We start from the raw sequence: 25,754 nt of genomic DNA on the forward strand, positions 1-25,754 counted from the left end.
GTGTCCGGCCCGTGGTCGCTGCCGGTGCCCGGGCCGGTGCCGGACGGCGACCGGCAGAACCTCCGCTCCAGCGTGCCGGATTCCGACACCCCGCTCACGTGTGACCGCGCCGTACTTCCCATGACATCGGCCCCGCCAAACATTTCCGGCGGGAATCGTCGAATGCAGCAGCTCCGGGCGACGGGAGAACTCCACTTGTTGGAGGTGGGCTTGATGCAGACTCAAGAAACCTGGGTCGTTGCCCTGAGCCCCGCTACTGTGACTCGAGTGAAGGCTTGAAATCGATGGGAACTCGACGACGAGCGGAGAAACCGTGAAGATTCAGGTCCTGGGTCCGTTGAACGCCGAGGTCAACGGGGACTCGATTGCTCCGACGGCCAGCAAACCGCGCCAGATTCTGGCGCTGCTCGCGCTCTACCCGGGCCGGGTGATGCCCGTGCCCACCCTGATGGAGGAGGTCTGGGGCACCGAACTGCCACAGAGCGCGCTCACCACGCTGCAGACCTACATACTGCAGCTGCGCCGCAGGCTCGGTACGGCCATGGGGAGGGCCGATCCGGGCGGGGCCAAGGAGGTGCTCGCCACCCGGCACGGCGGCTACCTGCTCCAGATCGCCCCGGAGAGCGTGGACGTCCACGAGTACGACCGGTTGGTCGCCGAGGGCCAGAGCGCCTTCGAGGCGGGCGACGACGAGCGGGCCGCCGCCCGGCTGCGGAAGGCGCTCGGGCTCTGGCAGGGCCCGGCCCTGGTCGACGTGCGCGTGGGCCCGATCCTGGAGATCGATGTCATGCGGCTGGAGGAGAGCCGGCTGGTGACCGTGGAGCGGCGCATCGACGTCGACCTGCGGCTGGGCCGACACACCGGGCTCCTCGCCGAGCTCACCGAGCTCATCGCCCGGCACCCGCAGCACGAGAGCCTGCACTCGCAGGCGATGGTGGCGCTCTACCGCTCCGGCCGCCAGGCCACCGCACTGGACGTCTACCGGAGACTGCGGGTGCGCCTCATCGACGAACTCGGTGTCGAGCCCTCGCCGCAGCTCCAGCGGCTCCACCAGGCGATGCTGGCGGTGGACCCGGCGCTGGACGTGGTTGCAGGCTCCCGGCGGGGATCCACGTTCGACCTGTACGCGGCCTGAGGCGCCTGCCTGGCGAGCGGACCGCGGCCGGCCGCGGTCCGCTGCCGCTTCGTTGCTGCTCGCGTGATCGTCCACGCAGTACGGAGAGTTACTTTCCAACGCGTCCTCGAAGCGCCCTCTAAGGCCCCTCCACCGGCGCGCCCGAGGCTGGGCAGCACGACCGAGCGAGAGCCCCCGGGACAACCGGGCCGAACAGGGTGGAGCAGGCACGTGACAATCTTGGTGACTGGAGCGACGGGGGCCGTGGGCCGGCCTGTGGTCGGTCAGCTCGTCGCGGCGGGTGAGTCGGTGCGAGCGGTGACGCGCAACCCGGCCACCGCGGCTCTGCCGGAGCCGGTCGAGGTCTTCGAGGGCGACTTGGAGAAGCCCGAGAGCCTGCGCGCGGCCTTTGCCGGAGTGGACCGCCTCTACCTCTTCCCGGTGCCGGAGACCGCCCGCGAGGTCGTCGCTCTGGCCAAGGAGGCCGGCGTCCGCCGGATCGTGGTCCTCTCCTCCTCCTCGGTCCTCGACACCTCGGGCGACAACCACAGCGGTGAGTACCACCGGGCCGTCGAGCGCGCCGTGGAGGAGTCCGGCATCGAGTGGACCTTCGTCCGCCCCGATGAGTTCGCCACCAACGTGCTGTGGAAGTGGGGCCACTCCATCCGTACCGAGGGCCTCGTGCGCGCCCCCTACGGCAACGCGACGCGGGTGCTGATCCACGAGTCCGACGTCGCGGCCGTGGCCGTGGCCGCCCTCCGGTCCGGTGAGCACGCCGGCCGAGCCTACGTGCTCACCGGACCGGAGGCCCTCACCCAGGTCGAGCAGGTCCGGCAGATCGCCCGGGCCATCGGCCGCCCGGTCGCCTTCGAGGAGATCACCGCGGACCGGGCCCGGGAGGCCATGGGCCAGGTCATGCCCGCGCAGGTGGTCGAGATGGTCTTGCGCTACCTCGCCGACGCGGTCGTCAACCCGCCCGCCCCGGTCGACACCGTCGAGAAGGTCACCGGCCGCCCCGGACTGACCTTCGCCCGTTGGGCCGCCGACCACGCCGTCGACTTCGCCCCGCAGTCGCTGGAGAACACGGCATGAGCCTGGACTCCGTCGAGCACCCCGCATCCGGCACCGCTGACGGGACGCCCAGCACCGGCGCCAACGCGCTGGTGCGGATGACCGGCAGCGGCGAACCCGAGGAGCGGATCCACGCCGCCGAGGGCACCCGGCCCACCGCCGGCAAGGGCAGCGTCCTGGTCGAGGTGGAGGCAGCCGGCGTGTCCTACGCCGAGGTGCAGATGCTCCAGCACCTCCACCCGTTCCCTCCCAAGTTCCCCTTCGTTCCCGGCTACGACCTGGTCGGGCGGATCGTCGAGGTCGGCCCCGGCGTCACCGGTTGGAAGAGCGGCGACCGGGTCGCCGCCATGCCCCGCAAGGGCGCCTGGCAGCGATTCGTCGAACTGCCCGCCAAGACCCTGGCCGCCGTCCCCGAGGAGCTGGACGCGGCCGTGGCCGTGGCCCTGGTCGCCAACGGGGTCACCGCCTACCAGATGCTGCACCGCCTCGCCCGCCTGCGGCCGGGCCGGCCCGTCCTGGTACACGGAGCGAGCGGGGGCGTCGGCGCCCTGCTCACCCAGCTCGCCGTCCACCACGGCCTGCGGGTCATCGGCACCGCCTCGCCCGCCAAGCACGACACCGTGCGGGAACTCGGTGCGGAGCCGCTCGACTACCGCACCCCCGACATCGTCGCGGCCGTGCGTGAACTCGCCCCGCAGGGCGTCCAGGCCGTCTTCGACCACATCGGCGGCCGGGGCCTCGACGCCGGCTGGATGATGCTCGCCCGCGGCGGCGTCCTGGTCTCCTTCGACTCCTCCGTGGCGGGCTACCGCCCCGGACAGTGGTTCCGGCCGCATGTCCCGGCCCTGCGCCGCACCGTGACCCGCTTCTTCGCCCGGCTCCTCGGCCTCACTCGGGGCCGCCGGATGAGCATGTACTACGTCAAGCCAGGCCCGGATTTCAACACCGACTACGCGCAGCTGTGCAGGCTCGCCGCAGCCGGCGTCCTGACTCCCCGCATCGCCGGCCGCCACCCGCTGGGCGGAGCCGCTGCCGCAGTGCGCGCCCTGCTGGACGGCAGCAGCGTCGGCAAACACGTCCTGACCCCCTGAGCCTTTCCACTCTGTACCAGACGAGGGAATTTCCACCATGACCGCAACGGTGAACGAGCGTCCCGCCGGCCAGAGCGTGCAGGAGCGCAACAAGGAGATCGCGCTCGCCTGTGCCGCCGCCTGGAACCGCTGGGAGCTGGACGGCATCACCAAGCACTGGGCCCCGGACGTCAAGCACTTCTCCGAGGACCGCTTGGTCGACACCCAACAGATGATCGGCGCCATGCAAGGAGGCCTCGCCGCCTTCCCCGACCTCCGCCTGGACGTCAAGAGCATCGTCGCCGAGGGCAACCGCGTCATCCTGCGCATCACGGTGACCGGCACCCACCTCGGCCAGTTCTTCGGCAAGGCCCCGACCGGGAAGAAGGTGAGCTGGTTCATGCTCGAGGAGCTTCTCTTCAACGACGCAGGCCAGATCATCGAGCACTATGACGTCTTCAACTATCTGCCGATGCTGAAGAAGCTGGAGTTCGTCCCCGCCGACGTCCTCTGAGCTGGCCGAGCCCCCGCGGGAACCCCTGGGTTCCCGCGGGGGACTGCCGTTGGCCGGCGCTGACGCGCCCGGGCTCAGGCTAGGTCGTCCCGGGTGACCGTACGGGCCGACACCTGCAGCTCGCCGCCCTCACCCCGGACCAGCACGTCCTCGCAGACGCACACCCGGTGCACCCGGGACTCGCCGCCGATCTCGGAGGCGTAGACGATGGCGTACGAGCGGACGGCCACGGCGCCGTCGGGGCGGGGCCGGACGTCCAGCATGCCCATGAAGTGCCGGTGCCGCTGCCCGGCCGCGGCGAGCTCTGCGTGGCTGCGGGTCGTCGCCGCGATCAGGCCGGCCCGGCCCCGCACGGGCTCCGGCAGCGTCGGCACGGCGAAGGTCGCGTCCTCGGTGAAGGTCGCAGCCCAGCGCTCCGCCTCGGCGAGGTCGAGGAGTTGCATCTGGTGCGCGTAGAACTGTTGCACCTCGGCGTGGAGCGGGGCGTTCCAGGCCGTGGTTCCGGGGGCGAGGTCGGGCGCGGTCGTCATGAGGTCTCCGTTTCGTTCCTTGGTTGCGCCCATGCTGTGCGCCGCGGGTCGCACCCCCTTCGAGGATCCCTCGACTGCCGGTTCCTCCCCTTGGGCCTTGGGGTTCCGCACCCTCCAGCCGCCTTCCGCCCGGCCTCCAGTGATCCGGGACACCGTCGGATCCATCGCAGAGCCAAGCAGCGAAGGGTGGGAAAGGTGTCCGCTGAACAGGTGCACCGTACGTCGCACGAGGTGGAGATCGCCGCACCCGCGGGGGTCGTCTACGGGATCATCGCGGACACGGAGAAGTGGCCGCTGTACTTCCCGCCGAACGTTCACGTCGAGCGCCTCGAGGGCGACGGGCGGCATGAGCGTCTGCGGATGTGGGCGACCGCCAACAGCACGGTGAAGACCTGGACCTCGCGCCGCGAACTGGACCCCGGCCGCCGCCGCATCGAGTTCCGCCAGGAGATCCCGGCCGCTCCGCTGACCGGCATGGGCGGCACCTGGATCGTCGAGGAGCTCGGCGCGACCTCCACCCGGCTGACCCTGCTCCACGACTTCACCGTGGCCGACGACCGCGCCGAAGACGTCGAGTGGGTGCTGCGGGCCACCGACACCAACAGCGAGTCCGAACTGGGCCGTCTCAAGGCGCTCGCCGAGCGCTGGACCGAGCTGGACGACCTCGTGCTGTCCTTTGAGGACTCGGTGCACGTCGAGGGACCGGCGGAGCTCGTTTACGACTTCCTGTACCGGGTGGGCGACTGGCCGGAGCGGGTCCCGCACGTGGACCGCCTGGACCTGGTCGAGGAGACACCGGGTGTGCAGGTCATGTCGATGGACACCCGCACAGCCGACGGCTCGGTCCACACCACCGAATCGGTCCGCGTGTGCTTCCCCGACGCCGTACGCATCGTGTACAAGCAGACCGCGACCCCGGCCCTGATGGCCGCCCACACCGGTGAATGGTCCGTCAGGCGCGACGGGACCGGCGTGACCGCCACCTCGCAGCACAGCGTCGTGCTGCGGCCGGAGAACATCGAGCGGATCCTCGGACCGGACGCGGACGTCGCCGCCGCCCGCCGCTACATTCGCGAGGCCCTCGGCCGGAACTCCGGCGCCACCCTCAAACTCGCCAAGCAGTTCGCGGAGACCGCTGCCCCGGCCCGCTGAGACCCCACCCCCCTCCTCACACCCATGCCACCCCGCCGGCCCTGCCGGCGGGGTGGCGCCGTTCGACGAGGGCGGGCAGGGCGAGTCCCGGCGCCGGGTGGCGGGTGACGCGGGTTCAGACGGTCGGCATCCCGAAACGGGGCGTGCCGGTCGTGGTCGCGTCCCGTCCAGTGGGAGAAAGGGGCTGTTCGAGCGGTTCTCCAGGAAGGTCGGCGAGGCTCGAAATCACGTGCGGTGGTTGCGTCCCGCGCGCGGCGGCGATCCGCGCTGTCGTCGTGACTCTCTGGAGGACAACTGTGAAGGAAAGCCGATGAGGCGGGTTGTGATCACCGGAATCGGAGTGGTCGCACCCGGCGGCGTGGGCACCAAGGAGTTCTGGTCGGTGCTCACCTCCGGCCGTACCGCCACCCGAGGCATCACCCTGTTCGACCCGGCGCAGTTCCGTTCGCGTATCGCCGCGGAGGCGGACTTCGACCCCGCCGCTCAGGGATTCACCCCGGCCGAGGCCGCGCGGCTGGACCGGGCCACCCAGTTCGCCCTGGTCAGTGCGCGTGAAGCCCTGGCCGACAGCGGACTGGCCGCAGAGCTGGACCCGCTGCGCACCGGGGTCACCCTGGGCAGCGCGGTCGGCTGCACCACCGGCCTCGACGCGCAGTACGCACAGGTCAGCCGCAACGGCGCGGACTGGGTGCTGGACCACACCAGGGCTGTCCGCCATCTCTTCGACTACTTCGTGCCCAGCTCGATGGCGGCCGAGGTCGCCCGCCTGGCCGGGGCCCAGGGCCCGGTGTCGCTGGTCTCCACCGGCTGCACCTCGGGCCTGGACTCCGTCGGCCACGCGGTGGAGCTGATCCGCGAAGGCAGCGCCGACGTCATGATCACGGGCGCCACCGAGGCGCCGATCTCCCCGATCACCGTGGCCTGCTTCGACGCGATCAAGGCCACCAGCCCGCGCAACGACGAGCCGGAGACGGCCTCGCGGCCCTTTGACCGCACCCGCAACGGGTTCGTGCTCGGTGAGGGGTCGGCCGTCCTGGTCATCGAGGAGCTGGAGCACGCCCGTCGCCGCGGAGCGCAGGTCTACGCCGAGATATCGGGCTTCGCCAGTCGCAGCAACGCCTACCACATGACCGGTCTGCGGCCGGACGGCGTGGAGATGGCTGAGGCCATCACCGCCGCCCTGGATGAGGCCAGGCTCAACCCCGAGGCCGTCGACTACATCAACGCCCACGGCTCGGGCACCAAGCAGAACGACCGCCACGAGACGGCGGCGTTCAAGCGCGGCCTCGGACAGCACGCCTACGAGGTGCCGGTCAGCTCCATCAAGTCGATGATCGGCCACTCCCTCGGCGCGATCGGCTCCCTGGAGGTGGTCGCCAGTGCCCTGGCCATCGCGCACAACACCGTGCCGCCCACGGCCAACCTGCACGAAGCCGACCCCGCGTGCGACCTGGACTACACCCCGCTCGTGGCCCGCGAGCAGCAGACCGACACGGTGCTCACCGTGGGCAGCGGTTTCGGCGGGTTCCAGAGCGCCATGATCCTGACCCGACCGCACCTGGGAGCGGCCGCGTGAGCGCCACGTCCACCCTCGACCGCCCCCGTGAAGACGGCCCGGGCGCGACCCGCCGCCCGCAGGCCGTGGTCACAGGCATCGGCGTCGCCGCCCCCAACGGGTTCGGTGCCCGCGCCTGGTGGGATGCCGTGCTGCGGGCCGAGAACGGCATCGGTCCGCTGACCCGCTTCGACGCCTCCGGCTATCCGGCCCGGCTCGCGGGCGAGGTGCCCGGGTTCGTTCCCGAGGACCACGTGCGCAGCCGGCTGATGGCCCAGACCGACCGGGTGACCCGGCTGTCCCTGGCGGTCGCCAAGGAGGCGCTGGACGACGCCGGGGCGGACCCGGCCGAACTCCCGGAGTACGCGGCCGGGGTGGTCACCTCCAGCTCGGCCGGCGGCTTCGAGTTCGGCCAGCGCGAGCTCCAGGCCCTCTGGAGCCAGGGCGGCCAGTACGTCAGCGCCTACCAGTCCTTCGCCTGGTTCTATGCCGTCAACACCGGCCAGATCTCCATCCTGCACGGGCTGCGGGGCGCCAGCGGGGTGCTGGTGACCGAACAGGCGGGCGGGCTCGACGCTGTGGCCCAGGCCCGCCGCCAGCTACGCAAGGGGTCCTCGCTCGTCGTCACCGGCGGCGTCGACTCCGCCCTGTGCCCGTGGGGCTGGGTCGCGCACGTTGCCGAGGGGCGCATGAGCGCCGACGAGGATCCGGACCGCGCCTTCCTGCCCTTCTCGGCGGGCGCCTGCGGGTACGTGCCGGGTGAGGGCGGCGCCCTCCTGGTGCTGGAGGACGCCGAGGCCGCCCGGGCCCGCGGAGCCCGGGTGTACGGGTCGGTCGCCGGCTACGCCGCGACCTTCGACCCGTCCCCGGAGTCCGGCGGCTGTCGGCTCGGCGCCGCGGCCGCACTCGCCCTGGCCGACGCCGGGGTGCGGCCCGACCAGGTCGACGTGGTCTTCGCCGACGCCGCCGGCGAGCGGGAGGCCGACCGTGCCGAGGCGCGGGCGATCTCCGAGCTGTTCGGTGAGCGGGGCGTGCCCGTCACCGCACCCAAGAGCATGACCGGCCGGCTTTCCGCCGGAGGGTCCTCCCTCGACCTGGCCGCGGCGCTGTTCTCGCTCCGCGACCAGGTGATCCCGCCCACCATCGGTACCGAGCGCCCGGCCGAGGACTGCCCTCTGGACCTGGTGATCGGCACCCCGCGCACTGGTGTGGAGCTGCGGACGGCGCTGGTACTGGCGCGCGGCCGGGGCGGTTTCAACGCCGCCGCCGTGGTCCGCGCCTGAACCACGCCGCCGCAACCCCGCCGTACCGAAGCACACCGCCATGGACGCTCACACGTCCGTACAAGAGGAATACGAGGTATGACGTGACCCGGTTCGAACTCACCGACCTGACCGTCCTGCTGCGCGAGTCCGCAGGCGAGAACGAGGGCGTGGACCTGGACGGCGACATCCAGGACGTCTCGTTCGCCGATCTCGGCTACGACTCGCTGGCCATGCTCCAGACCACGGGCCGTGTCGAGCGGGAATGGGGGGTGCTCCTGGACGATGAGGCCGTCTCCGAGGCCGAGACGCCGCGCCAGTACCTGGAACTCGTCAACCGGGCGCTGTCCGAGCGCACCGCCGCCTGAGCTCCGGCCGGGGAATCGACGGCCACCGGTGGGGGACCGCCGGGTACGGCCGTCCGTCCGCCGTGCCGCGGCCCGTGAGGCGAGGAGCGGTCGTCCCTGGAGAGGGGGCCGCCCGCTCGGCCTCGCGGTGCCCCGCGACCGCCGTCCCCGGCCGCCCAGGGGTTCAGCAGGGCTCCATCCGGCCTCAAGAGCGCAAAACCACCATCGGATCCACAAGACCGGCATACGAACAAGGGGGAGGGGCTGTGGGCAGCAGCGTGGACACGGTACCGGACACCCCGGGGGTCGCGGAGGCCGCTCAGGTGGCTCCGGACTTCCCGGGCGTGCCGGGCGGGCCCTCGGGACACTACCGCAGCCTGGTCGACGGATTCCTCGCCCACGCCCGCCGGAGCCCGCATGCGACGGCCCTGGTCTGGCGCGACGAGGAGATCGACTACGGGACCCTGCTGCGGCGCGCCCAGGCGCGGCGTGCCCGCCTCGACCGGCTGACCGGCGACGGGCCGGTCGGCGTCCCCGCCGTGAAGTCGCCCGACACCGTCGCGCTGGTCCTCGCCTGTCTGCTGGAGCGCCGGCCGGTCCTGCTGCCCTCGGTCACCCTCGGCGCCGACGCCCTGGAGCGGCTGTACGGCGAGGCCGGCGTGTGCGAGGTGCTGGATCCGGCGGAGGCCGCCGGCCCGGACGCGGACGACGAACCGGACCACGCGGACACCGGCCCGGGGAAAGCGCCCGCGCCTCCCTCCGGGCGACCCGCCCTGCTGCTGACCACTTCCGGCTCCACCGGACTCCCCAAGATCGTGCCGCTGGGCGTGGAGGCCGTCGACGCGTTCGTCCACTGGGCCGCCGACGTCTTCGGCATCGGTCCCGGCTCCACCGTCCTCAACTACGCGCCGCTCAACTTCGACCTATGCCTGCTCGACGTCTGGACCACCCTCGCCCACGGCGGCCGGGTCGTCCTCGTCGACCCCGACCAGGCGCTGAACGGCCCCCGCCTGCTCGCCCTGCTCGACCGCCACCGAGCGGAGGTGGTCCAGGGCGTACCCATGTTCTTCCGGCTGATCACCGACGCCGCACAGGACACCGGGTCGGTCCTGTCGTCCGTACGCCACGCCGTCTTCACCGGCGACGCCCTGCCCGGGCCGGTGCTCGCCCGGCTGCCGCACCTGATGCCCGCCGCCCGGCTGCACAACGTCTACGGGTGCACCGAGACCAACGACAGCTTCTGGTACGAGGTGACCGACGCCCGGGCCGAGGCCGCCACCCCGATGCCGCTCGGCCGCCCGCTGGCCGGCGTCGACCACTTCCTCGCCGACGGTGACGGGCGTGTCCTGGAGGGACCGGGCACCGGCGAACTCCTCGTCTCCACGCCCTTCCAGACCGACGGCTACCTCGGGACGGCCGCTGCCGCACAGGTTTTCGTACCGCATCCGTCGGGCGGGGGAGCGCGCCGGTACTTCCGCAGCGGCGACCTCGTACGCCGGCACCAGGACGGCTCGCTCACCCTGGAGGGGCGCACCGACTTCCAGGTCAAGGTGCGCGGGGTCCGGGTCAACGCCGGGGAAGCGGAGAGCGTCCTGCTCGCCCACCCGGACGTCACCGAGGCGGCCGTGCTGGCCCTGCCCGACCCCGTCGCCGGACGCCTGCTGCACGCCGTCGTACGGCGCGCCACCGGCTCCGCTCTCAACAGCCTGACGTTGCGCGGGCACCTGGCGGCTCGGCTGCCGCGCGCGGCCGTCCCCTCAACTCTGCGGATCACCGACGATCCGCTTCCCAGGACCTCGACCGGCAAGGTTGACCGCGACCTCGCCGCCAAGGCCCATCTCGCCAAGGAGAACTGACATGACCCACGTCCAGGCTGTCAAGGCATTCATCGTCGAGGAGTTCCTGCCCGACGTGCCCGTCGGCGAACTGGCCGACGACCTCGACCTCCTGGAGAACGGCATCGTGGACAGCCTCGGGCTGCTCAAGGTGATCGCCTGGCTGGAAGACCGCTACGGGATCGACGCCGACACCGTCGACCTCGACCCGGAGTCCTTCACCACGGTCGCGACGATCGCCGCGTTCATCGAGGAGTCCGCGCCCGAGACCGCGGGGGCCGCGTAGCCATGCACGAGGCCGTCGTCTCGCTCATCAGCCGCGACCGCCCGGTGGAACTGCCGGTGTGGCGCTCGTTCTGGGACCGGCTGCACGCCGGTGGCATGCTCCGGGGTGAAGCCGCGGCCCTCCTCGCCTCGCTGTCCACCCGGATGCCCGGCCGCGACACCCTGCACGGGCTGCTGGAGTCTCTGGACGAGCGCCGGTCGCCGCGCCCCGCCGACGCCTTCGCGGCTGCCGTCAACATCGTCGGCGCCGGCGGCGGCCCGGCCACCTTCAACATCTCCACGGCGGCGGCCTTCGTCGCCGCGGCCATGGGCGTCCCCGTCGTCAAGACCGGCTCCCGGGCCTACACGAGCCGCTTCGGCTCCATCGACCTGCTCGAACGGCTCGGCATCACGCCGACCACCTCGTACGAGCACACCCAGGAGGTCATGGAGCGCTGCGGCATCGCCTTCGCCGGGTTCTTCGTCTACCCGCAGGAGGTCACCCTCCTCGCCCGGGCAGTGGCGCCGCTGGAGATACGCCAACTGGGCTCCTTCGTCAACACGCTCGGGCCCTTCCTCGCCGACATGCCGGTCCGCGCGCAGGTGACAGGCGTCTCCCGGCCCCGGCACGTGGAGGGGTTGCGGCACGCCGCCGAGTACGTCTCGCACGCCACCGGCCGGTCCGTCTGGCTGGCCGTCAACGACGCCGGCGCCGACGAACTGCTCGGGTTCACCGCCAACCAGGTCCGGGCCTACGAGGACGGGGTCGAGAGCGAGTTCGCGCTGACCCCCGGCGAGCTCGGGCTCGGCAGCGGCCGCCTGGCCGACCTCGCCGTCCCCGAAGGCGGCGTGGACCGGGCCGCCGAGCTGTTCCTCGACGTACTCGCCGGGCGGTGCAGCCCGACGGTCCGCGAGACGGTCTGCCTCAACGCCGCGGCGCTCGCCGTGGCCGGCCGGCTGACCGGCGACTGGCACGAGGCGCTGGCAGCCGCCGACGCGGCGCTGCGGGACGGCTCGGCCCTCTCCCGGGTCGAACGACTGCGGTCTCCGGAGGCCGCGCATGCCTGATGCCAGGCCCGTCACGGCCCCGCGTCCCGATGCCCGTCCCGGCTTCTTCGCCGGGCGGAGCCCGGGGCGGGCGGGACTGGCCGTGTTCGCCAACGCCGGCGACCCGCCCCTTGCCGCGCTGCCGGAATTCACCGCGATGCTCGACGAGAACGGTGTCGACTGCCTGGAACTCGCCGTCCCGTTCCCCGGATCCGTCACCGACGGGCCGGTGATCCGCCGCTCTGCCGACCGCGCGCTGGCCGGCGGTGTCACGCCGGACTCCGTCCTCGACGCGGTGGCCGCCGTCCGGCCGGGCCTGCGCCGGCTGCGCATCGCCCTGCTCGTGGACTGGAGCCACAGCGTCAAGGGCACCGATCTGGGGGACGTGGCGCGGTCCGTCGCAGACGCGGGCTGCGACGCACTGCTGCTGCACGGGCTGCCGCCCCGGCTCCGCGCCGCCCACTACGCGGCGGCGCGCGCCGCCAAACTGCCGCTCGTCACCACCTGCTACGCGGTCTCGGACCCGCAGACCGTGTCCGAGGCCGCCAGGCACGCCTCCGCCTACGTCTACCTGGTCGCCCACTACGGCCGCAGCGGCACGAGCGCGGCGGCCGACCCGCACCGCCTGGCCGCAGCGCTGACCGCGCTGCGCGCCGAGGCCACGGCCCCGGTCGCGGTCGGCTTCGGCATCCGCACCCGGGCCGACATCGCGACGTTGGAGGACCTCGGCGCGGACGCGGCGGTCGTCGGCAGCGCCGGCGTCGCCCGCATCGAACAAGCCCTCACCGAAGGGCGCGACCCCGTCGAGGAGTTCGCCTCCTTCGTACGAGAGCTGCTCCGCCCGTCCCCTGAACACCCTGCGAAAGGAAACCCATCATGATCATCCGCAAGCTCGACGAGGTCCGCAGCGTCGACTGGGGCAACGGCCTCAGCCGCCGGTTCCTCACCGAGTCCGACGGCCTCGGCTACACCGTCACCGACACCATCGTCCGGGCCGGCACCAAGTCCCGCCTGGAGTACCGCCGCCACCTGGAGGCCTGCTACTGCATCGAGGGCAGCGGCGAGGTCGTGGACACCGCCGGCGACTCGCACCCCATCACCCCGGGCACCCTCTACGCCCTCAACGAGCACGACGCGCACTGGCTGGTCGCCAGTCCGCACGAAGACCTGCGCCTGGTCTGCATGTTCACCCCGGCGCTGCGCGGCGACGAGGTCCACAACCTCGAATCCCCCGAGTTCTCGCAGTACTGATGACCACCTGGACCGATGACCAGCAGCGGCTGCGGGAGGGTCTGCAGCCGCTGCTCGGCAAGATCAGCGAAGGGCACGTCGAACGCGACGCCGAGGCGGTCTTCCCCTGGGAGCAGTGGGACCTGTTGCGCGCGACGGGAATCCTCGGCCTGCCCTTCGAGGAACGCTGGGGAGGGCTCGGCCAGGACCTGGTGACCACCCTGTACGTCCTGGAAGGCCTGGGACAGGGCAGCCGCGACGCCGGGCTGAACTTCTCCGTGACCAGCCACATCGTCAGCACCGGTGTCCCGCTTCAGCGGTTCGGATCGGATGAGCTGAAGGAACGCCACCTGCCGCGCCTGTGCTCCGGGGAGCTCATCGGCGCACACGCCATCAGCGAGTCGGAAAGCGGCTCGGACGCCCTGGCCATGCACACCCGGGCGGTCCGCGACGGCGACTCCTTCGTCCTGAACGGCAGCAAGGCCTTCGTCAGCAACGGGCCCGTCGCCGACCTGATCACCGTCTACGCCCGGACCAGCGACCGCCCGGGCCCGCTGAGCACCACCGCTTTCCTGGTGGACCGCGACACCCCCGGCCTGACGGTCGGCAAGCCGATCCCCAAGATGGGGCTGCGCACCTCGCCGCTGAGCGAGCTGTTTTTCGACGACTGCCGCATCCCCGCCTCGCGGGTGCTCGGCCGGCCGGGCGGCGGCTTCCTCGTCCTGGACCACGTGATGCGCTGGGAGATCCTCTGCTCCTTCGCCGTCAACGCGGGGGAGATGCGCGACCGTGTCGAACGGTGCGTCGAGTACGCCCGCACGCGTACCCAGTCCGGCAAGCCGATCGGCTCCTACCAGGCCGTCTCCCACAAGATCGTGGACATGGAGATCGGTGTGGAGACCGCCCGCCACTGGCTGTTCTCCGCCGCTCGCAAGATCGTCACTGGCGAGAACGCCGCCAAGGACGTGGCCATCGCCAAACTCGTCACCAGCGAGGCGAACCTCGCCTCCGCGCTCGCCGCCGTGCAGATCTTCGGCGGCAACGGCTACATGGCCGAGTACGGCATCGAGAAGGAGCTGCGCAACTCGGTCGGCGGAACCATCTACTCCGGGACCTCAGAGATCCAGCGCAACCGCATCGCCTCGATTCTCGGCCTCTGAACCCGACCCCGAACGAAAGCGGATCACGCCACCATGAACCTCCAGTCCGGAGCCGGATCCGGATCCGCAGCCGTGGCCACCGAGGCCCTGGCCGCGACCGAGTTCATCGACCACGACAGCCCCGAGGTCCGCGCCTTCGTCCGCGACCGCGTCCCGGCGAGCGCCACCCCCCCCACCGAGCAGGCGGTGGCGCTGTACTACGCCGTGCGCGACGGCATCCGCTACGAGGTGTACGGAGCAGACCTGTCCCGCGAGGGACTGCGCGCGAGCCGGGTGGCGACCACGGGCTCCGGCATGTGCCTGCACAAGTCGGTGCTATACACCGCCGGCCTGCGCTCGCTGGGGATCCCCGCCCGCCTGGTCCTCACCGACGTGCGCAACCACCTCGCCTCCGACCGGCTCAAACGGCTGCTCGGCGGCGACGTGTTCCACCAGCATGGCCTGGCTGCCGTGTACCTGCAGGACCGCTGGGTGAAGGCGACCCCGGTCTTCAACCGGACGCTGTGCCGGCTGTACCGGATGGCCCCGCTGGAGTTCGACGGTACGGCCGACAGCCTCCACCACCCCTTCGACGAGGAGGGGCGCCAGCAGATGGAGTTCCTGCGCTTCCACGGCGAGTTCGACGACCTGCCCTACGAGCGGGTCATCGCCGACCTGCGGGCCGCGCACCCGGGACTGTTCGAGGGCGAGAGCCCCCGGTTCGTCGGCGGCTCCCTCGCTCGGGACGCCCACGACACGGCGGTGAGGGCCTAGTGTTCGTCAAGATCTGCGGTGCGACCACCGCCGAGGAGGTCCGGGCCGTCGCAGATGCCGGCGCGGACCTCCTCGGCCTGTGGCACGGCGTCTCCCGCGGCCGCGCGGACCTGCCCGCCGGGCGGCTGGCCGAGCTGGCCGCAGAGGCCCGGGCCACCGGCCGGCTGCGGTCCGTACTGGTCACCTTCGGCTCCGACCCCACGGCCCTGGCCCGGAGCGCCGCCGGTGCCGGCACCGACTGGGTCCAGCTCCACGGCTACCAGCGGCCCGCCCTGGTCCGCGCCCTGCGCGCGGAACTCCCCGAGCGGGTGCACATCGTCAAGGTGCTGCACGTCCGCGGAGGTTCATGCCCGGAGGCGAGCCTGATCCGAGCCTACGAACGGGCCGGAACCGACCTGTTCCTGCTGGACTCGGTCACCGCCGACGGGCGGGTCGGCAGCACCGCGCACACTCTGGACGACACCACGGCGGCCGCCCTGGCCGACCGCATGGAACGCTCTTTCCTGCTCGCAGGCGGCCTGCGCCCGGACAACCGGGACCGGTTCGGCGCGACTCTCGCGCACCCCGGATTCCTCGGCATCGACGTGGATTCCGCCGTCCGGGGCGACGCTGGCCTGCTCGACGGAGCGCGGACGGCGGACCTGGTCCGCGCCTGGAAGACACCTTGACCTTCACCGAAGCGCTCACCTCCGCCGACCGCCCCCTGATCATGGAGGTCAAACGGCAGGACGCCGACGGCAACGACCTGCTGGGCGGCCGGTCGGTCGCCGAGGTCGTCGCCCGCTACGAGGAGGCGGGTGCGCCCTGCATCTCGGTGGTCACCGGACACTGGTTCGGTGGCACCGAGGAGCTGCTCGCCGAGGTCGCCGCGCTCACCGACCTGCCCCTGCTCCGCAAGGACTTCGTCACCAGCCGCAGCCAGCTCGCCCGCACCCGCGAGCTCGGCGCCTCGGCGGTGCTGCTGACTGCGAAACTGCTGCCCGCCGGTGTCTTGGCCCGGCTGGCCGGACACGCCCTGGAGCTCGGGCTGACCCCCTTCGTGGAGATCGCCGACGAGGCGGAGGCCGCCGCGGTGCCGCGCGGACCCCACTGCGTGGTCGCCGTCAACAACAAGGACATCGCCACCCGCGAACGGCTCCCCGGAGACCCGGACCGCAGCACGGACCTGCTGCCCGCAGTCCTGCGCACCGGTACCCGCTGCGCGGTGAGCGCCAGCGGCATCGCCGACCCGGTCCGGGCCGCCCGGCTGCTGGACGCTGGGTTCCACGGCCTGCTGATCGGCACCGGCCTGCTGCGCGCGCCCAGCCTGACGGCATGGTGCGCGCGGCTGGACCAGGCCCGCGCCTGAGCTCCGCGCGGCATCGACCGCCCCTCGACGAACGCTCCAGTACGCCCCGTGCTGCGGTCCGCAGGATGGGGCCAGCAGTGGTTCCCCGCCCGTGGGCACCCAACCCGAAAACGACCACCCGGAGTTGAATGTGGACAGCGCGCTGTACAAGACGAAAGTCACCGACGCCTTCAATGAGGCCGCGGCGACCTACGACCGGCTGGGCGTGGAGTTCTTCACGCCGATGGGCCGCAGGCTGGTGGAACTGGCCGCTCCGCAGCCGGGCCAGCGGCTCCTGGACATCGGGTGCGGCCTCGGCGCCACCCTGCTGCCCGCCGCCTCGCGGATCGGTCCGAACGGCACCGCACTGGGCATCGACATCGCGGAGGCGATGGTCGAGGAGGCCGGCCGGGAGGCCGAGCGCCAGGGGATCCGCAACGTCGAACTGCGCGTGATGGACGGCGAGCACCCCGACCTGCCGGCCCGCTCCTTCGACCTGGTGCTCGGCAGCTACAGCGTGATCTTCCTGCCGAACGCCCGGGCGGCGCTCGCCCGCTACGCCGGGTTGCTGCGCGACGGCGGCCGGATCGCCTTCACCAGCCCCGTCTTCACCCGGGACACCTTCCCCTTCCTGCCCCCGATGTTCACCGAGCTGATCCCGATGTCCCTGCTGGAGCACCTGCCGGCGGCCTGGCACCCGGAGCAGCTGCACCAGCAGCTGCACTCCTGGCTGGAGGCTCCCGCGGACCTCACGGCCGCCCTGGACAAGGCCGGCTTCACCGATGTGCGGATCACCGACGAGAACGTCCACATGACCGCGGTGTCCGGCGAGGCCTGGGTGGACTGGTCGCACACGCAGGGCATGCGGCTGCTGTGGCAGCATCTGCCCGAGGACGAGGCCGCCGCCCTGCGCACGCGGCTCATCGCCGCCCTCGACGCCCTGCGCGAGAACGGCGACCCCGTTCACATCGAGGTCCCCGTCCGCTACGTGACGGCCACCGTTGCCCGCTGACACGCCGGACGAGGAAGGCGGGGAGCGGAGCGCACGGAAAGGCGCCCGGCCGGGATGTCCCGACCGGGCGCCGTTCCGTACGTCGTCGACGGCCTCAGACCACCGACAGGGCGCCGTCCACCGCGAGGACGGTGCCGTTGGCGTACGCCGCCTCGGAGCGTGCCAGCTGCACGATCCACCAGGCGATCTCCTCGGGGCGGCCCACCCGGCCGGACGGGATCCGCCCGGCCATCTGCTCCAGGAAGTCCCGGTAGGCCTCCTCGGGCATCCCGGCCCGGACGCCGAGTCCGGTGTCCACGACACCGGGCGCGACGCCCACGCAGCGGATGCCGCGCGGCGCCAGTTCCACCGCCCAGGTACGGGTGAGGAAGTCCAGCGCCACCTTGGCCATGCCGTAGACGGAGTTCTGCGGCCAGGCCCGGCGGCCCAGCGAGCCGGCCGAACTGACATTGACCACCACGCCCCTGGTCTCCTTCAGGGCCCCCAGGGCGGCCTGTGTGAGGAAGACCGGGGCCAGCAGGTTCGTGCCGAGCTGGGCCCGGACCGTGTCCCGCTCCAGGCCGTCAAGGGCGACGAACCCGGTGACGGCCGCGTTGTTGACCAGCACGTCGATCCGGCCGAACTCCTCCAGCGCCCGCTCCACGATCAGCCGGGGCGCGTCCTGGTCGTCGACGTCCGCCACCAGCGTCCGGATCCGCTCGTGGCCGGCCGCGGTCTCCTTCAGCCTCGCCTCGGTCCGGCCGACGACCAGCACCCGGGCGCCGTCCTCGGCGAACGCCCGGGCACTCGCCGCACCGATCCCGGTGCCGCCGCCGGTGACGATCACGCACTTGCCCTCGAAATGCGCCGCCTGCGTCATCATCACCCTCAGGAGCACAGGGCGGTGTTGACACCGCGGATGACGGCCTGCTCGGCCTCCGGGCCGAAGTCCTTGTCACCGATGGTGAACGACAGCTGGACGCGGGCCGACAGGTCGCGGGTGGTGGCCGCGAAGGTGGCGTAACCGGGGATGCCAGCGCCGTGGCCCCACAGGTCGAGGCCGGCGTCGTTCGCCAGCTTCATGATGCCCAGGCCGTAGCCGATGCCCATCGGAAGGTTCTCGATCATGTCCTCGGGCAGCGCCGTGGTCATCTCGGTCAACTCCGGCTCGTCCAGCAGCTTTCCGCTGAACAGGGCCGAGAAGAAGGTGTCCAGGTCGCGGGTGGTGGAGATGATCTCCCCGGCGCAGCCGGCCTCGGAGGGGTTCATCAGCGTGACGTCCACCGGCTCGCCGCCGATCTGCATGTAGCCGCGGGCGTGCGGGCCGGGGATGTTCGGGTCGTCGCCCGGCAGCACCGTCTCGGTCAGCTTCAGCGGCTCCAGCACCCGCTCGGTGATCTCGGTGCGGTAGGAGCGGCCGGTGACCTTCTCGATGAGCAGGCCGATGACGAAGTAGTTGGTGTTGCAGTACGCGAACTTGGAGCCGGGCTCGAACTCCAGCGGCTTGGCCGCGGCGATGGCGATCAGGTCGGCCGGCTCATAGTGCTTGTAGCGGTCGCGCAGGAACCGGTCGCCCGGCTTCTGGAACGAGTCCGAGTAGTTGTACAGGCCGCTGGTGTGCTGCATCAGGTTGCGGATGGTGATCTTCTCGCCGTACGGCAGCAGGCCGGGCAGGTAGCTCTCCACCGTGTTGTCGAGGACGATCTTGCCCGCCGCGACCAGCTGGAGCACCACCACCGACACGAACGGCTTGGTGAGGCACGAGACTCGGAAGCGGCCGTCGGCCGGCACCGGCCGGTCGGTGCCCAGCTCGGCGACGCCCGAGGTCACGACGAACGCGTCGTCGCCCCGGGCGACCCGGAACTGGACGCCCGCCGCGCCCGCCGCGACCAGGCGGTCAGCCGCGCCCTGCACCGCTTCCTGAAGAGCCGAAGTCATCTTGCGAAACCCCCATCGGGTAGCAGTCGTTACACGTCCGATCGGATCGAGCCTCTTCGCGCCCCGTGGAGGTACGCCGGAGCCCCGGTGGAGCCGGACGGCACACGGAACCTTCCGGCGGGCCCGGCCCGCCCACCGTTCCTCAGCGGACCTTCGACCGAGCCGCGAGCCGGCGCGGACAGACTCGGTGCGTCCGCCGAACCCGTGTGAGGAGACCGGCCGTGCCGTCACGCACCACCGCCCCCGTCGTTGCCCCCGCTCCGCCGCCCGCCCGGACGGCGGAGATCGCCGACGGCGTCCACGCCTTTGTCCAGCCGCCCGGCGGATGGTGCCTGAACAACGCAGGCGTGATCGTCTCCGAGGGCCTGAGCGTCCTCGTCGACACCGTCGCGACCGAGTCCCGGGCCCGCGCCCTGCGGAAGGCCGTGCTGCGCCTGAACCCGGCCGCCCCGAAGGCCGTCGTCAACACCCACTTCCACGGCGACCACGCCTTCGGCAACTTCCTCTTCCCCGAGGCGCTGGTCGTCGGTCACGAGCGCACCCGCTCGGAGATGATCGCCTCGGGCCTGCACCTGACGGGTCTGTGGCCCGACGTGGACTGGGGCGCCATCGAGCTGGTGCCGCCGGCCGTCACCTACCGGGACGCCCTCACCCTGCACGTCGGATCGCTCCGTGCCGAGGTGGTGCACGTGGGGCCGCGCGCCCACACCTCCAACGACTCCGTCGTGTGGTTGCCCGAGCAGCGGGTCCTGTTCACCGGGGACCTGGTGATGGCGGGGGTGACCCCGTTCTGCCTGATGGGATCGATCGCCGGCTCCCTGGCCGCCCTGGAGCGGCTCCGCGCGTTCGGCGCGACCACGGTCGTGCCCGGCCACGGCCCGGTCTCGGGCCCCGAGGTCTTCGACACCGTGGAGGGGTACCTGCGGCTGGTCCGGGATCTGGCCGAGCAGGGCCGCGCCGCGGGCCTCACCCCGGTCGAGACCGCCCGGGAGAGTGACCTCGGGCCGTACGCCGGTCTCCTCGACCCCGAGCGCCTGGTGCCCAACCTGCACCGCGCCTATGCGGAACTGGCCGGCACCGGGGCCGCGCAGGCGCTGGCGATGCCCGTCATGGAGACAGCGCTGCGCGAGATGATCGAGTGCAACGGCGGGCTTCCCTGCTGCCTCGCCTGAGGTCCCGGGCGCGGGGCGGCCCCTGCCCGCCGCCCCGGCACGTGCGGGCAGCGGCCACGCGCCGTCGGGCGTCCACCGCGGCACGACCCAGGCGTGCTGGAAGCCGTCGCGGAGGCGGCATCACCGATGTCGGCATCGTGGTGGGAGAGACTGCCGCGGAGATCCGCGCGGCCGTCGGCGACGGGTCGGCGTTCGGCCTCGACGTGACCTACCTGCCTCAGGAGGCGCCCCTCGGGCTCGCCCCCGCCGTCCTGATCGCCCTGACCGGGGGCGGCCTCCGGGGCCGGTTCAGCGGCCGGACCCGGAGGTCGCCGTACGCCGGATCCGCGCGAGCAGGTCCGCCTGGGCCAGCAACTCCACCTCGTCGCCGGCGCCGCCCGGCCGGCCGTGGACGGCGGCGGCGAACGCGGTGAGAGTCGCCGCTGCCTGGTCCTCGGCCGGCAGGGTCACCGTCTCGGTGCCCGAGGCCCGTTCGAGAAGGAGCCGGGGGCGGTGGTCGGGGGCCGGGGTGAACGCCCGGTCCACCGTGATCCGTCCCTCGCTGCCCCACAGCTCGTACCGCGACCGGTAGGCGTGCTCCATGCCGAAGGTCAGCTGCGCGCTGACGCCGTCGGCCCGGCGCAGCAGCGCGGCACCGGAGGTCTCCACCCGCCGCCCGGGGGTGGCCGACAGCACCGCGCCGGCCACGTCGAGCTCCGTGCCGAGCAGGTGCACCGCGGCCCGTACCGGGTACAGGCCGATGTCGGCGAGGCAGCCGCCGTCCAGCTCCGGGTCGTAGCGGATGTCCCCCTCCGGGGGCGCGGGCACGGTGAACGCGGCGTGCAGCACGCGCGGCTCCCCGATCGCCCCGTCGGCCAGCAGTCGGCGCACCGCCGCATGCTGGCCGTGGTGGACGAACATCGTGTTCTCGCGCAGCACCAAGCCCAGGGCCCGGGCCCGCTCCAGCAGCGCGCGGGTCCGCGCCGGGTCCGTGGTCAGCGGTTTCTCGGCCAGGACGTGCTTGCCGGCGTCCAGGGCCGCCGCGACCCATCGGGCGTGCAGCGCGGCCGGCAGCGGCAGGTAGACGGCGTCCAGCGAGGGATCGGCGAGCAGCTCCGCGTACCCGGTGACGGGCCGGGCCCCGTAGGGCACGGCCGTGGCCGCGGCCCGGTCGGCCGACCGGCTGGCGACGGCGCGCAGTTCCACGGCGTGATGGGCGGCCATCGCGGGCAGCATCCGGCGGCGCGCGATCCCGGCGCAGCCGAGCACGCCCAGGCGCAGTACCGGGTCGGCGGCCGGGCCCGTCCCGCGTGCGGGCGACGCGGCCGGGGTGCCGTGGGAGGGAACAGGCATGACGGGACTCCAGTCGTCCTCGGTCGGGCTCAAACGCGCCAACGGTGGCCGGGGCGGCTCGGTCCTGGCTCGATCCCGGGTCAAGAAGGGGGCGAGCGGCATCGGTGAGGCTGCTGATGGCCGCTGCGGCTGTCGCGGCCGACCCCGCACGGGCCCCGTCAGGGGGTCCGGACGATCCGACGAGGGGACCCCATGTTCTCCAGCACGACGGCATTCCACCGCTGGTTCGAGCAGGTCTGCGCGGCGCAGACGTACGAGGTGACGAGGGTGCCCGTGGACCGGCTGGACGGCTGGTCGCGGGAGGAGGGGACCGGGAACCTGGTCCACCGCAGCGGGCGGTTCTTCTCCGTCCAGGGCCTCGCCGTCACGCGTTCGGGCCGCGCCGTGGACGCCTGGCAGCAGCCGATCATCGTCCAGCCGGAACAGGGCGTCCTCGGCATCCTGGTCAAGGAGTTCGACGGAGTGCCGCACTGCCTGCTCCAGGCGAAGATGGAGCCGGGCAACGCCGTCCTGGTCCAGCTCTCGCCGACCGTGCAGGCCACCCGGAGCAACTACACCGGCGTGCACGGCGGCCGCCCGGTGCCCTACCTGGAGTACTTCCTGACGCCGGGTCGCGGCCGGGTCCTGTCCGACGCCCTCCAGTCCGAGCAGGCGTCCTGGTTCCTCGCCAAGCGCAACCGCAACATGGTCGTGCAGACCGACGAGGACATCCCGCTCCTGGACGAGTTCTGCTGGCTGTCCTTCGACCAGATCGCCGAACTGCTGCAGACCGACGACCTGATCAACATGGACACCCGTACGGTGCTCTCCGGGGCCGTCGGCCTGCGCCGGCCCGCCGGGGCCGTGGGCGCCGGGCCCGACCCGGACTCGTTCCAGGGCGCGCTGGCCGCCTCGTGGGAGCCGCAGGGATGGCGCCTGAACGGCACCACCGAACTGCTGCGGCACCTGGCGCTGGCCAAGGAGCGCTGCACCCTCACCCGCGAGGTCGTCCCGCTGGCGGACACCGCGCACTGGTTGACGCGCGACGGGGTCGTCGTCCACGACGAGGGCCGCCACTTCACCGTGCTCGGCGTACGGGTGCAGGCCTCCAACCGGGAGGTGTCCGGCTGGTCCCAGCCCATGTTCATGCCGAACAGCCAGGGTGTGGCGGCCTTCCTGGCGAAGCGGGTGAACGGGGTGCTGCACCTGCTGGTGCAGGCACGCGTGGAGACCGGGGCGCTGGCCCGCGTCGAGCTGGCCCCGACCGTGCAGTGCCAGCCCGCCGACTACGGTCCGGGACCGGCGCCGGTGTTCCTGGACACGGTGCTGTCCGCCGGGCCCGACCGGATCCGGTTCGACACCGTGCAGTCCGAGGAGGGCGGGCGCTTCTACCACGCCCGGATCCGCTACATGCTCGTCGAGACGGACGAGGACTTCCCGCTCCAGGTGCCGCCGCAGTTCACCTGGATGACGGTGCGTCAGCTCATCGGGTTCGTCCGGCACGGCAGCCACCTCAACGTGGAGGCGCGCACCCTGCTCGCCCTGCTCGGCTTCCAGCCCGCCGCCCCGGCCGCGGGCCGCGAGCGGGCCCTGGCCGGGGCGGTGCCGGATCACCGGTAGGTGTCGGTGACCGCCAGACAGTCCTCGTAGCGCGGGAGCATGCCCCGCGCCTGGGCCTCGGCCAGTTTGACGGCGTGGGTGTCCCGCTCCGACCGGGTCAGCGGGAGGCCCTTCGGCCAGGGCAGGGCCAGGGCCGGATCGAACGGGTCGAGGGACTGCTCCAGGCCCGGCCGGTAGGGGGACGACACCAGGTAGGACATGACGGTGTCGTCCTCCAGGGCCAGGAATGCGTGTCCCACCCCGACCGGGAGGTAAACGGCGTGGAAGGACTCGGTGTCCATCGCCACCGTGTCCCAGACGCCGAACGTGGGGGAGCCCAGCCGGAGGTCGATCACGAAGTCCATCGCCCGGCCCCGGGCGCAGTGCACGTACTTAGCCTGTCCGGGCGGGGTGGTGGTGAAGTGCACCCCGCGCAGCACCCCCCGCGCCGACCGGTTGTAGTTGGTCTGTACGACGGGCATCGGGTGGCCCACGGCCCGGGTGAACTCCTCGCCCTGGAGCGGGGAGAGGAATATCCCGCGCTCGTCACCGTGCACCCGCGGCGTGAACTCGAAGGCGCCCTCGACCTTCAGCGCCCGCGCGGTGATCGGGGCGGCGGTGTCCAGGGCGGTGCGCCCGTCGGTCTTCATCTGTCCTCCTGGCAAGGGGTGTTCGGTGTGGCTGCGGTCCGCCACAGTGTGGGGAACTGCTCTTGAGCCCCGGTCGACGCCGGCGCAGGCCCGGTGGCTCCAGCGGTACCCGAGCCGTACTGCGGCCGGTGCCCCGAGCATCGGCGGCAGTACGCGGGCGGGGTGCGCGCCGCCATCGGATCAGCCACCGAGAAAGGTGAACGATGACCGTTCCCAGCCGCCGGAGCTTCGTCGCCGGCACGCTCACGGCGGGCGCCGCCGCCGGGCTCGCCGCCGTCGGCATCGCCCCCGCCCACGCCCAGGACACCCCCGCCCCCGGACAACCCCCAGAGCCCGGGGGCGGCGGGTCGCTCGTCACCCCGCAGGACCCGCGGTACGCGGCCCTGTCGACACGTGGCAGCAACAAGCGGTTCACCGCGCGACCGGACGCCTTCCGGCTCGTCACCACCACCGAGGAGGTGGCGCGCGCGGTCGGCGACGCCGTCCGCGCGGGCAAGCGGATCGCGGTCCGCAGCGGAGGCCACTGCTACGAGAACGTCGTCGGCGACCCGGCCGTGCGGCTCGTCCTCGACCTCGGCGGGATGAACGCCGTCACCTACGATGCCCGCCGCCGCGCCTTCATGGTCGAGGCCGGCGCCCAGCTGATGGACGTCTACGAGAAGCTCCACTACGGCTGGGGCGTGACCCTGCCCGGCGGCGCCAGCGCGACCGTGGGCATGGGCGGCCACGTCACCGGCGGCGGCTACGGCGCGCTGTCGCGCGCCTTCGGCCTGGCCGCGGACCACCTGTACGCCGTCGAGGTGGTCGTCGTCGATGCGGCCGGCCGGGCCCGCAGGGTCGTCGCGACCCGGGAGCGAACGGATCCCTGCCACGACCTGTGGTGGGCCCACACCGGAGGCGGCGGCGGCAACTTCGGCGTCGTCACCCGCTACTGGTTCCGCTCGCCGGACGCCCCCCGCTCCTGCACCGACCCGTCCCGGCTGCTGCCGCGCCCGCCGGGCAACGTCCTGGCCGCCCGGGTCCGCTTCCCGCGCGAGGGCATGGACCGGGCGTCGTTCCGCCGCCTGATCCGCAACCACGGCCGCTGGCACGAGCACAACAGCGACGCCGGCTCCCCGTACGCCGGACTGTTCGGCGGGCTGGTCCTCTACGGCCGCCCCGAAACCGGTGACCCGGGCCCGGCGGCCAACTGCTTCGCCCACATGGACGGCACCCGGCCGGACGCCGGGCGGCTGCTGCGGGACTACCTGCGCGCCGTCGCCGACGGCGTGGGCGCCTTCCCGCAGTTCTCCGAGATCAGCGACCAGCCCTGGCTCACCGCGGCCGAGCACCTGTCCGCGGCCCAGGACAGCGACGCCGGCCGCCACAAGATCAAGTCGGCGTACCTGCGCCGCGGCCACAGCGACGCCCAGGCCGACGTCCTCTACACGTACCTCAACAGCACCGGCAACCGGCACGACTCCGCCTCGGTGTCCTTCCAGTCCTACGGCGGCCGGATCAACACGGTCGCGGACGGCGCCACCGCCTCCTCGCACCGCGACTCGGTCCTCATGGCGCTCTACATGAACACCTGGCACGACCCCGACGCCGACCCTGCGGCCGTCGACTGGCTGCGCCGCCTGTACCGCGACGTGTTCGGGGCGAGCGGCGGCGTCCCGATGCCGGGCCGCGACAGCGACGGCTGCTACATCAACTACCCCGACGTCGACATGGCCGACCCGCAGTGGAACACCACCGGAGTGCCCTGGCACCGCCTCTACTACAAGGACGCCTACCCGCGGCTCCAGCGCATCAAGGCCACCTGGGATCCCCGCAACGTCTTCAGCCACACGCTGTCCGTCAGGGCGGAGCACGTCCGTTGA

At 72.5% G+C, this 25,754-nt stretch carries 26 protein-coding genes and 1 pseudogene; 22 read left to right on the forward strand and 5 right to left on the reverse strand.

Annotated elements, in window-relative coordinates:
- Positions 1 to 313 precede the first annotated feature (313 nt).
- The 4 genes from ACH4J0_RS34740 (at position 314) to ACH4J0_RS34755 (ending at position 3,769) form a co-directional block, all read left to right on the forward strand.
- Positions 314 to 1,135 (forward strand): BTAD domain-containing putative transcriptional regulator, encoded by an 822-nt coding sequence (locus tag ACH4J0_RS34740; protein WP_396245066.1) that lies wholly within the window; start codon positions 314 to 316, stop codon positions 1,133 to 1,135.
- A gap of 222 nt (positions 1,136 to 1,357) precedes the next feature.
- Positions 1,358 to 2,206, forward strand: a complete 849-nt coding sequence (locus ACH4J0_RS34745; RefSeq protein ID WP_396245116.1) for an NAD(P)H-binding protein — start codon at positions 1,358 to 1,360, stop codon at positions 2,204 to 2,206.
- Positions 2,203 to 3,276, forward strand: coding sequence for an alcohol dehydrogenase catalytic domain-containing protein (locus ACH4J0_RS34750; protein ID WP_396245068.1), 1,074 nt, complete (start codon positions 2,203 to 2,205; stop codon positions 3,274 to 3,276). The genes ACH4J0_RS34745 and ACH4J0_RS34750 overlap by 4 nt, the downstream gene beginning before the upstream one ends.
- A gap of 37 nt (positions 3,277 to 3,313) precedes the next feature.
- Entirely contained in the window at positions 3,314 to 3,769 is a 456-nt protein-coding gene (locus ACH4J0_RS34755; protein ID WP_396245069.1) for an ester cyclase, read from the forward strand.
- Between the two features lie 74 nt (positions 3,770 to 3,843).
- On the opposite strand, the gene ACH4J0_RS34760 is transcribed toward ACH4J0_RS34755, so the two are convergent.
- Positions 3,844 to 4,299, reverse strand: a complete 456-nt coding sequence (locus ACH4J0_RS34760; protein ID WP_396245070.1) for a nuclear transport factor 2 family protein — start codon at positions 4,297 to 4,299, stop codon at positions 3,844 to 3,846.
- Between the two features lie 195 nt (positions 4,300 to 4,494).
- Here ACH4J0_RS34760 and ACH4J0_RS34765 point away from each other — a divergent pair, with 195 nt between their 5' ends.
- The 14 genes from ACH4J0_RS34765 to ACH4J0_RS34830 all read left to right on the forward strand — a co-directional run bounded on the left by ACH4J0_RS34765 (position 4,495) and on the right by ACH4J0_RS34830 (position 17,243).
- On the forward strand, positions 4,495 to 5,451 hold the full coding sequence (locus ACH4J0_RS34765; RefSeq protein WP_396245072.1) for an aromatase/cyclase: 957 nt from the start codon (positions 4,495 to 4,497) through the stop codon (positions 5,449 to 5,451).
- Positions 5,452 to 5,761: 310 nt separating this feature from the next.
- A complete protein-coding gene (locus tag ACH4J0_RS34770) occupies positions 5,762 to 7,027 on the forward strand; it encodes a beta-ketoacyl-[acyl-carrier-protein] synthase family protein (protein ID WP_396245073.1) in 1,266 nt (421 codons plus the stop codon).
- Positions 7,024 to 8,289 carry a ketosynthase chain-length factor gene (locus tag ACH4J0_RS34775; protein WP_396245075.1) on the forward strand — a complete coding sequence of 422 codons (1,266 nt, stop codon included), beginning with the start codon at positions 7,024 to 7,026 and terminating at the stop codon, positions 8,287 to 8,289. Before ACH4J0_RS34770 ends, ACH4J0_RS34775 begins: the two co-directional genes overlap by 4 nt.
- An 83-nt stretch (positions 8,290 to 8,372) precedes the next feature.
- Positions 8,373 to 8,636, forward strand: a complete 264-nt coding sequence (locus ACH4J0_RS34780) for an acyl carrier protein (protein WP_360463539.1) — start codon at positions 8,373 to 8,375, stop codon at positions 8,634 to 8,636.
- 245 nt (positions 8,637 to 8,881) lie between these two features.
- Positions 8,882 to 10,471: an AMP-binding protein gene (locus ACH4J0_RS34785; protein WP_396245077.1), complete on the forward strand. Its 1,590-nt coding sequence runs from the start codon at positions 8,882 to 8,884 to the stop codon at positions 10,469 to 10,471.
- A gap of 1 nt (position 10,472) precedes the next feature.
- Positions 10,473 to 10,736, forward strand: a complete 264-nt coding sequence (locus tag ACH4J0_RS34790) for a phosphopantetheine-binding protein (RefSeq protein WP_350515545.1) — start codon at positions 10,473 to 10,475, stop codon at positions 10,734 to 10,736.
- A gap of 2 nt (positions 10,737 to 10,738) precedes the next feature.
- The gene (locus ACH4J0_RS34795) at positions 10,739 to 11,782 is read left to right on the forward strand and encodes an anthranilate phosphoribosyltransferase (protein WP_396245079.1); all 1,044 of its coding nucleotides are present in this window, start codon (positions 10,739 to 10,741) and stop codon (positions 11,780 to 11,782) included.
- On the forward strand, positions 11,775 to 12,641 hold the full coding sequence (trpA, locus tag ACH4J0_RS34800) for a tryptophan synthase subunit alpha (protein ID WP_396245080.1): 867 nt from the start codon (positions 11,775 to 11,777) through the stop codon (positions 12,639 to 12,641). Before ACH4J0_RS34795 ends, trpA begins: the two co-directional genes overlap by 8 nt.
- A complete protein-coding gene (locus tag ACH4J0_RS34805; protein WP_360463527.1) occupies positions 12,638 to 13,012 on the forward strand; it encodes an ectoine synthase in 375 nt (124 codons plus the stop codon). The genes trpA and ACH4J0_RS34805 overlap by 4 nt, the downstream gene beginning before the upstream one ends.
- Positions 13,012 to 14,151: an acyl-CoA dehydrogenase family protein gene (locus ACH4J0_RS34810; protein ID WP_396245082.1), complete on the forward strand. Its 1,140-nt coding sequence runs from the start codon at positions 13,012 to 13,014 to the stop codon at positions 14,149 to 14,151. The genes ACH4J0_RS34805 and ACH4J0_RS34810 overlap by 1 nt, the downstream gene beginning before the upstream one ends.
- 33 nt (positions 14,152 to 14,184) lie before the next feature.
- Entirely contained in the window at positions 14,185 to 14,904 is a 720-nt protein-coding gene (locus ACH4J0_RS34815; RefSeq protein ID WP_396245083.1) for a transglutaminase family protein, read from the forward strand.
- Entirely contained in the window at positions 14,904 to 15,572 is a 669-nt protein-coding gene (locus ACH4J0_RS34820) for an N-(5'-phosphoribosyl)anthranilate isomerase (RefSeq protein ID WP_396245085.1), read from the forward strand. The genes ACH4J0_RS34815 and ACH4J0_RS34820 overlap by 1 nt, the downstream gene beginning before the upstream one ends.
- On the forward strand, positions 15,569 to 16,252 hold the full coding sequence (locus ACH4J0_RS34825) for an indole-3-glycerol-phosphate synthase (protein WP_396245086.1): 684 nt from the start codon (positions 15,569 to 15,571) through the stop codon (positions 16,250 to 16,252). The genes ACH4J0_RS34820 and ACH4J0_RS34825 overlap by 4 nt, the downstream gene beginning before the upstream one ends.
- A gap of 130 nt (positions 16,253 to 16,382) precedes the next feature.
- Positions 16,383 to 17,243, forward strand: coding sequence for a class I SAM-dependent methyltransferase (locus ACH4J0_RS34830; RefSeq protein ID WP_396245087.1), 861 nt, complete (start codon positions 16,383 to 16,385; stop codon positions 17,241 to 17,243).
- 94 nt (positions 17,244 to 17,337) lie between these two features.
- Here ACH4J0_RS34830 and ACH4J0_RS34835 read toward each other — a convergent pair whose 3' ends face one another.
- Positions 17,338 to 18,105: an SDR family NAD(P)-dependent oxidoreductase gene (locus ACH4J0_RS34835; RefSeq protein WP_396245118.1), complete on the reverse strand. Its 768-nt coding sequence runs from the start codon at positions 18,103 to 18,105 to the stop codon at positions 17,338 to 17,340.
- A 5-nt stretch (positions 18,106 to 18,110) separates the two neighbouring features.
- Positions 18,111 to 19,160, reverse strand: a complete 1,050-nt coding sequence (locus ACH4J0_RS34840) for a serine hydrolase domain-containing protein (protein ID WP_396245089.1) — start codon at positions 19,158 to 19,160, stop codon at positions 18,111 to 18,113.
- Between the two features lie 221 nt (positions 19,161 to 19,381).
- Between ACH4J0_RS34840 and ACH4J0_RS34845 the strand changes: the two genes are divergently transcribed.
- A complete protein-coding gene (locus ACH4J0_RS34845) occupies positions 19,382 to 20,332 on the forward strand; it encodes an MBL fold metallo-hydrolase (protein ID WP_396245090.1) in 951 nt (316 codons plus the stop codon).
- A gap of 119 nt (positions 20,333 to 20,451) precedes the next feature.
- A pseudogene (locus ACH4J0_RS34850) lies at positions 20,452 to 20,592 on the forward strand (glucose-1-phosphate thymidylyltransferase); the annotation flags it as partial.
- Positions 20,593 to 20,620: 28 nt separating this feature from the next.
- Here ACH4J0_RS34850 and ACH4J0_RS34855 read toward each other — a convergent pair.
- Entirely contained in the window at positions 20,621 to 21,547 is a 927-nt protein-coding gene (locus ACH4J0_RS34855; protein ID WP_396245120.1) for a Gfo/Idh/MocA family protein, read from the reverse strand.
- A 309-nt stretch (positions 21,548 to 21,856) separates the two neighbouring features.
- Here ACH4J0_RS34855 and ACH4J0_RS34860 point away from each other — a divergent pair, with 309 nt between their 5' ends.
- A complete protein-coding gene (locus ACH4J0_RS34860) occupies positions 21,857 to 23,263 on the forward strand; it encodes an NDP-hexose 2,3-dehydratase family protein (protein ID WP_396245092.1) in 1,407 nt (468 codons plus the stop codon).
- Here the strand turns inward: ACH4J0_RS34860 and ACH4J0_RS34865 are convergent.
- Positions 23,254 to 23,892, reverse strand: coding sequence for a dTDP-4-dehydrorhamnose 3,5-epimerase family protein (locus ACH4J0_RS34865; protein ID WP_360463497.1), 639 nt, complete (start codon positions 23,890 to 23,892; stop codon positions 23,254 to 23,256). The two genes, ACH4J0_RS34860 and ACH4J0_RS34865, sit on opposite strands and share 10 nt — an antisense overlap.
- Positions 23,893 to 24,095: 203 nt before the next feature.
- On the opposite strand from ACH4J0_RS34865, the gene ACH4J0_RS34870 reads away from it, so the two are divergent.
- A complete protein-coding gene (locus tag ACH4J0_RS34870; protein WP_396245094.1) occupies positions 24,096 to 25,754 on the forward strand; it encodes an FAD-binding oxidoreductase in 1,659 nt (552 codons plus the stop codon).

This window comes from Kitasatospora sp. NPDC017646 (genome assembly GCF_044329365.1).
Taxonomy (GTDB): Bacteria; Actinomycetota; Actinomycetes; order Streptomycetales; family Streptomycetaceae; genus Kitasatospora.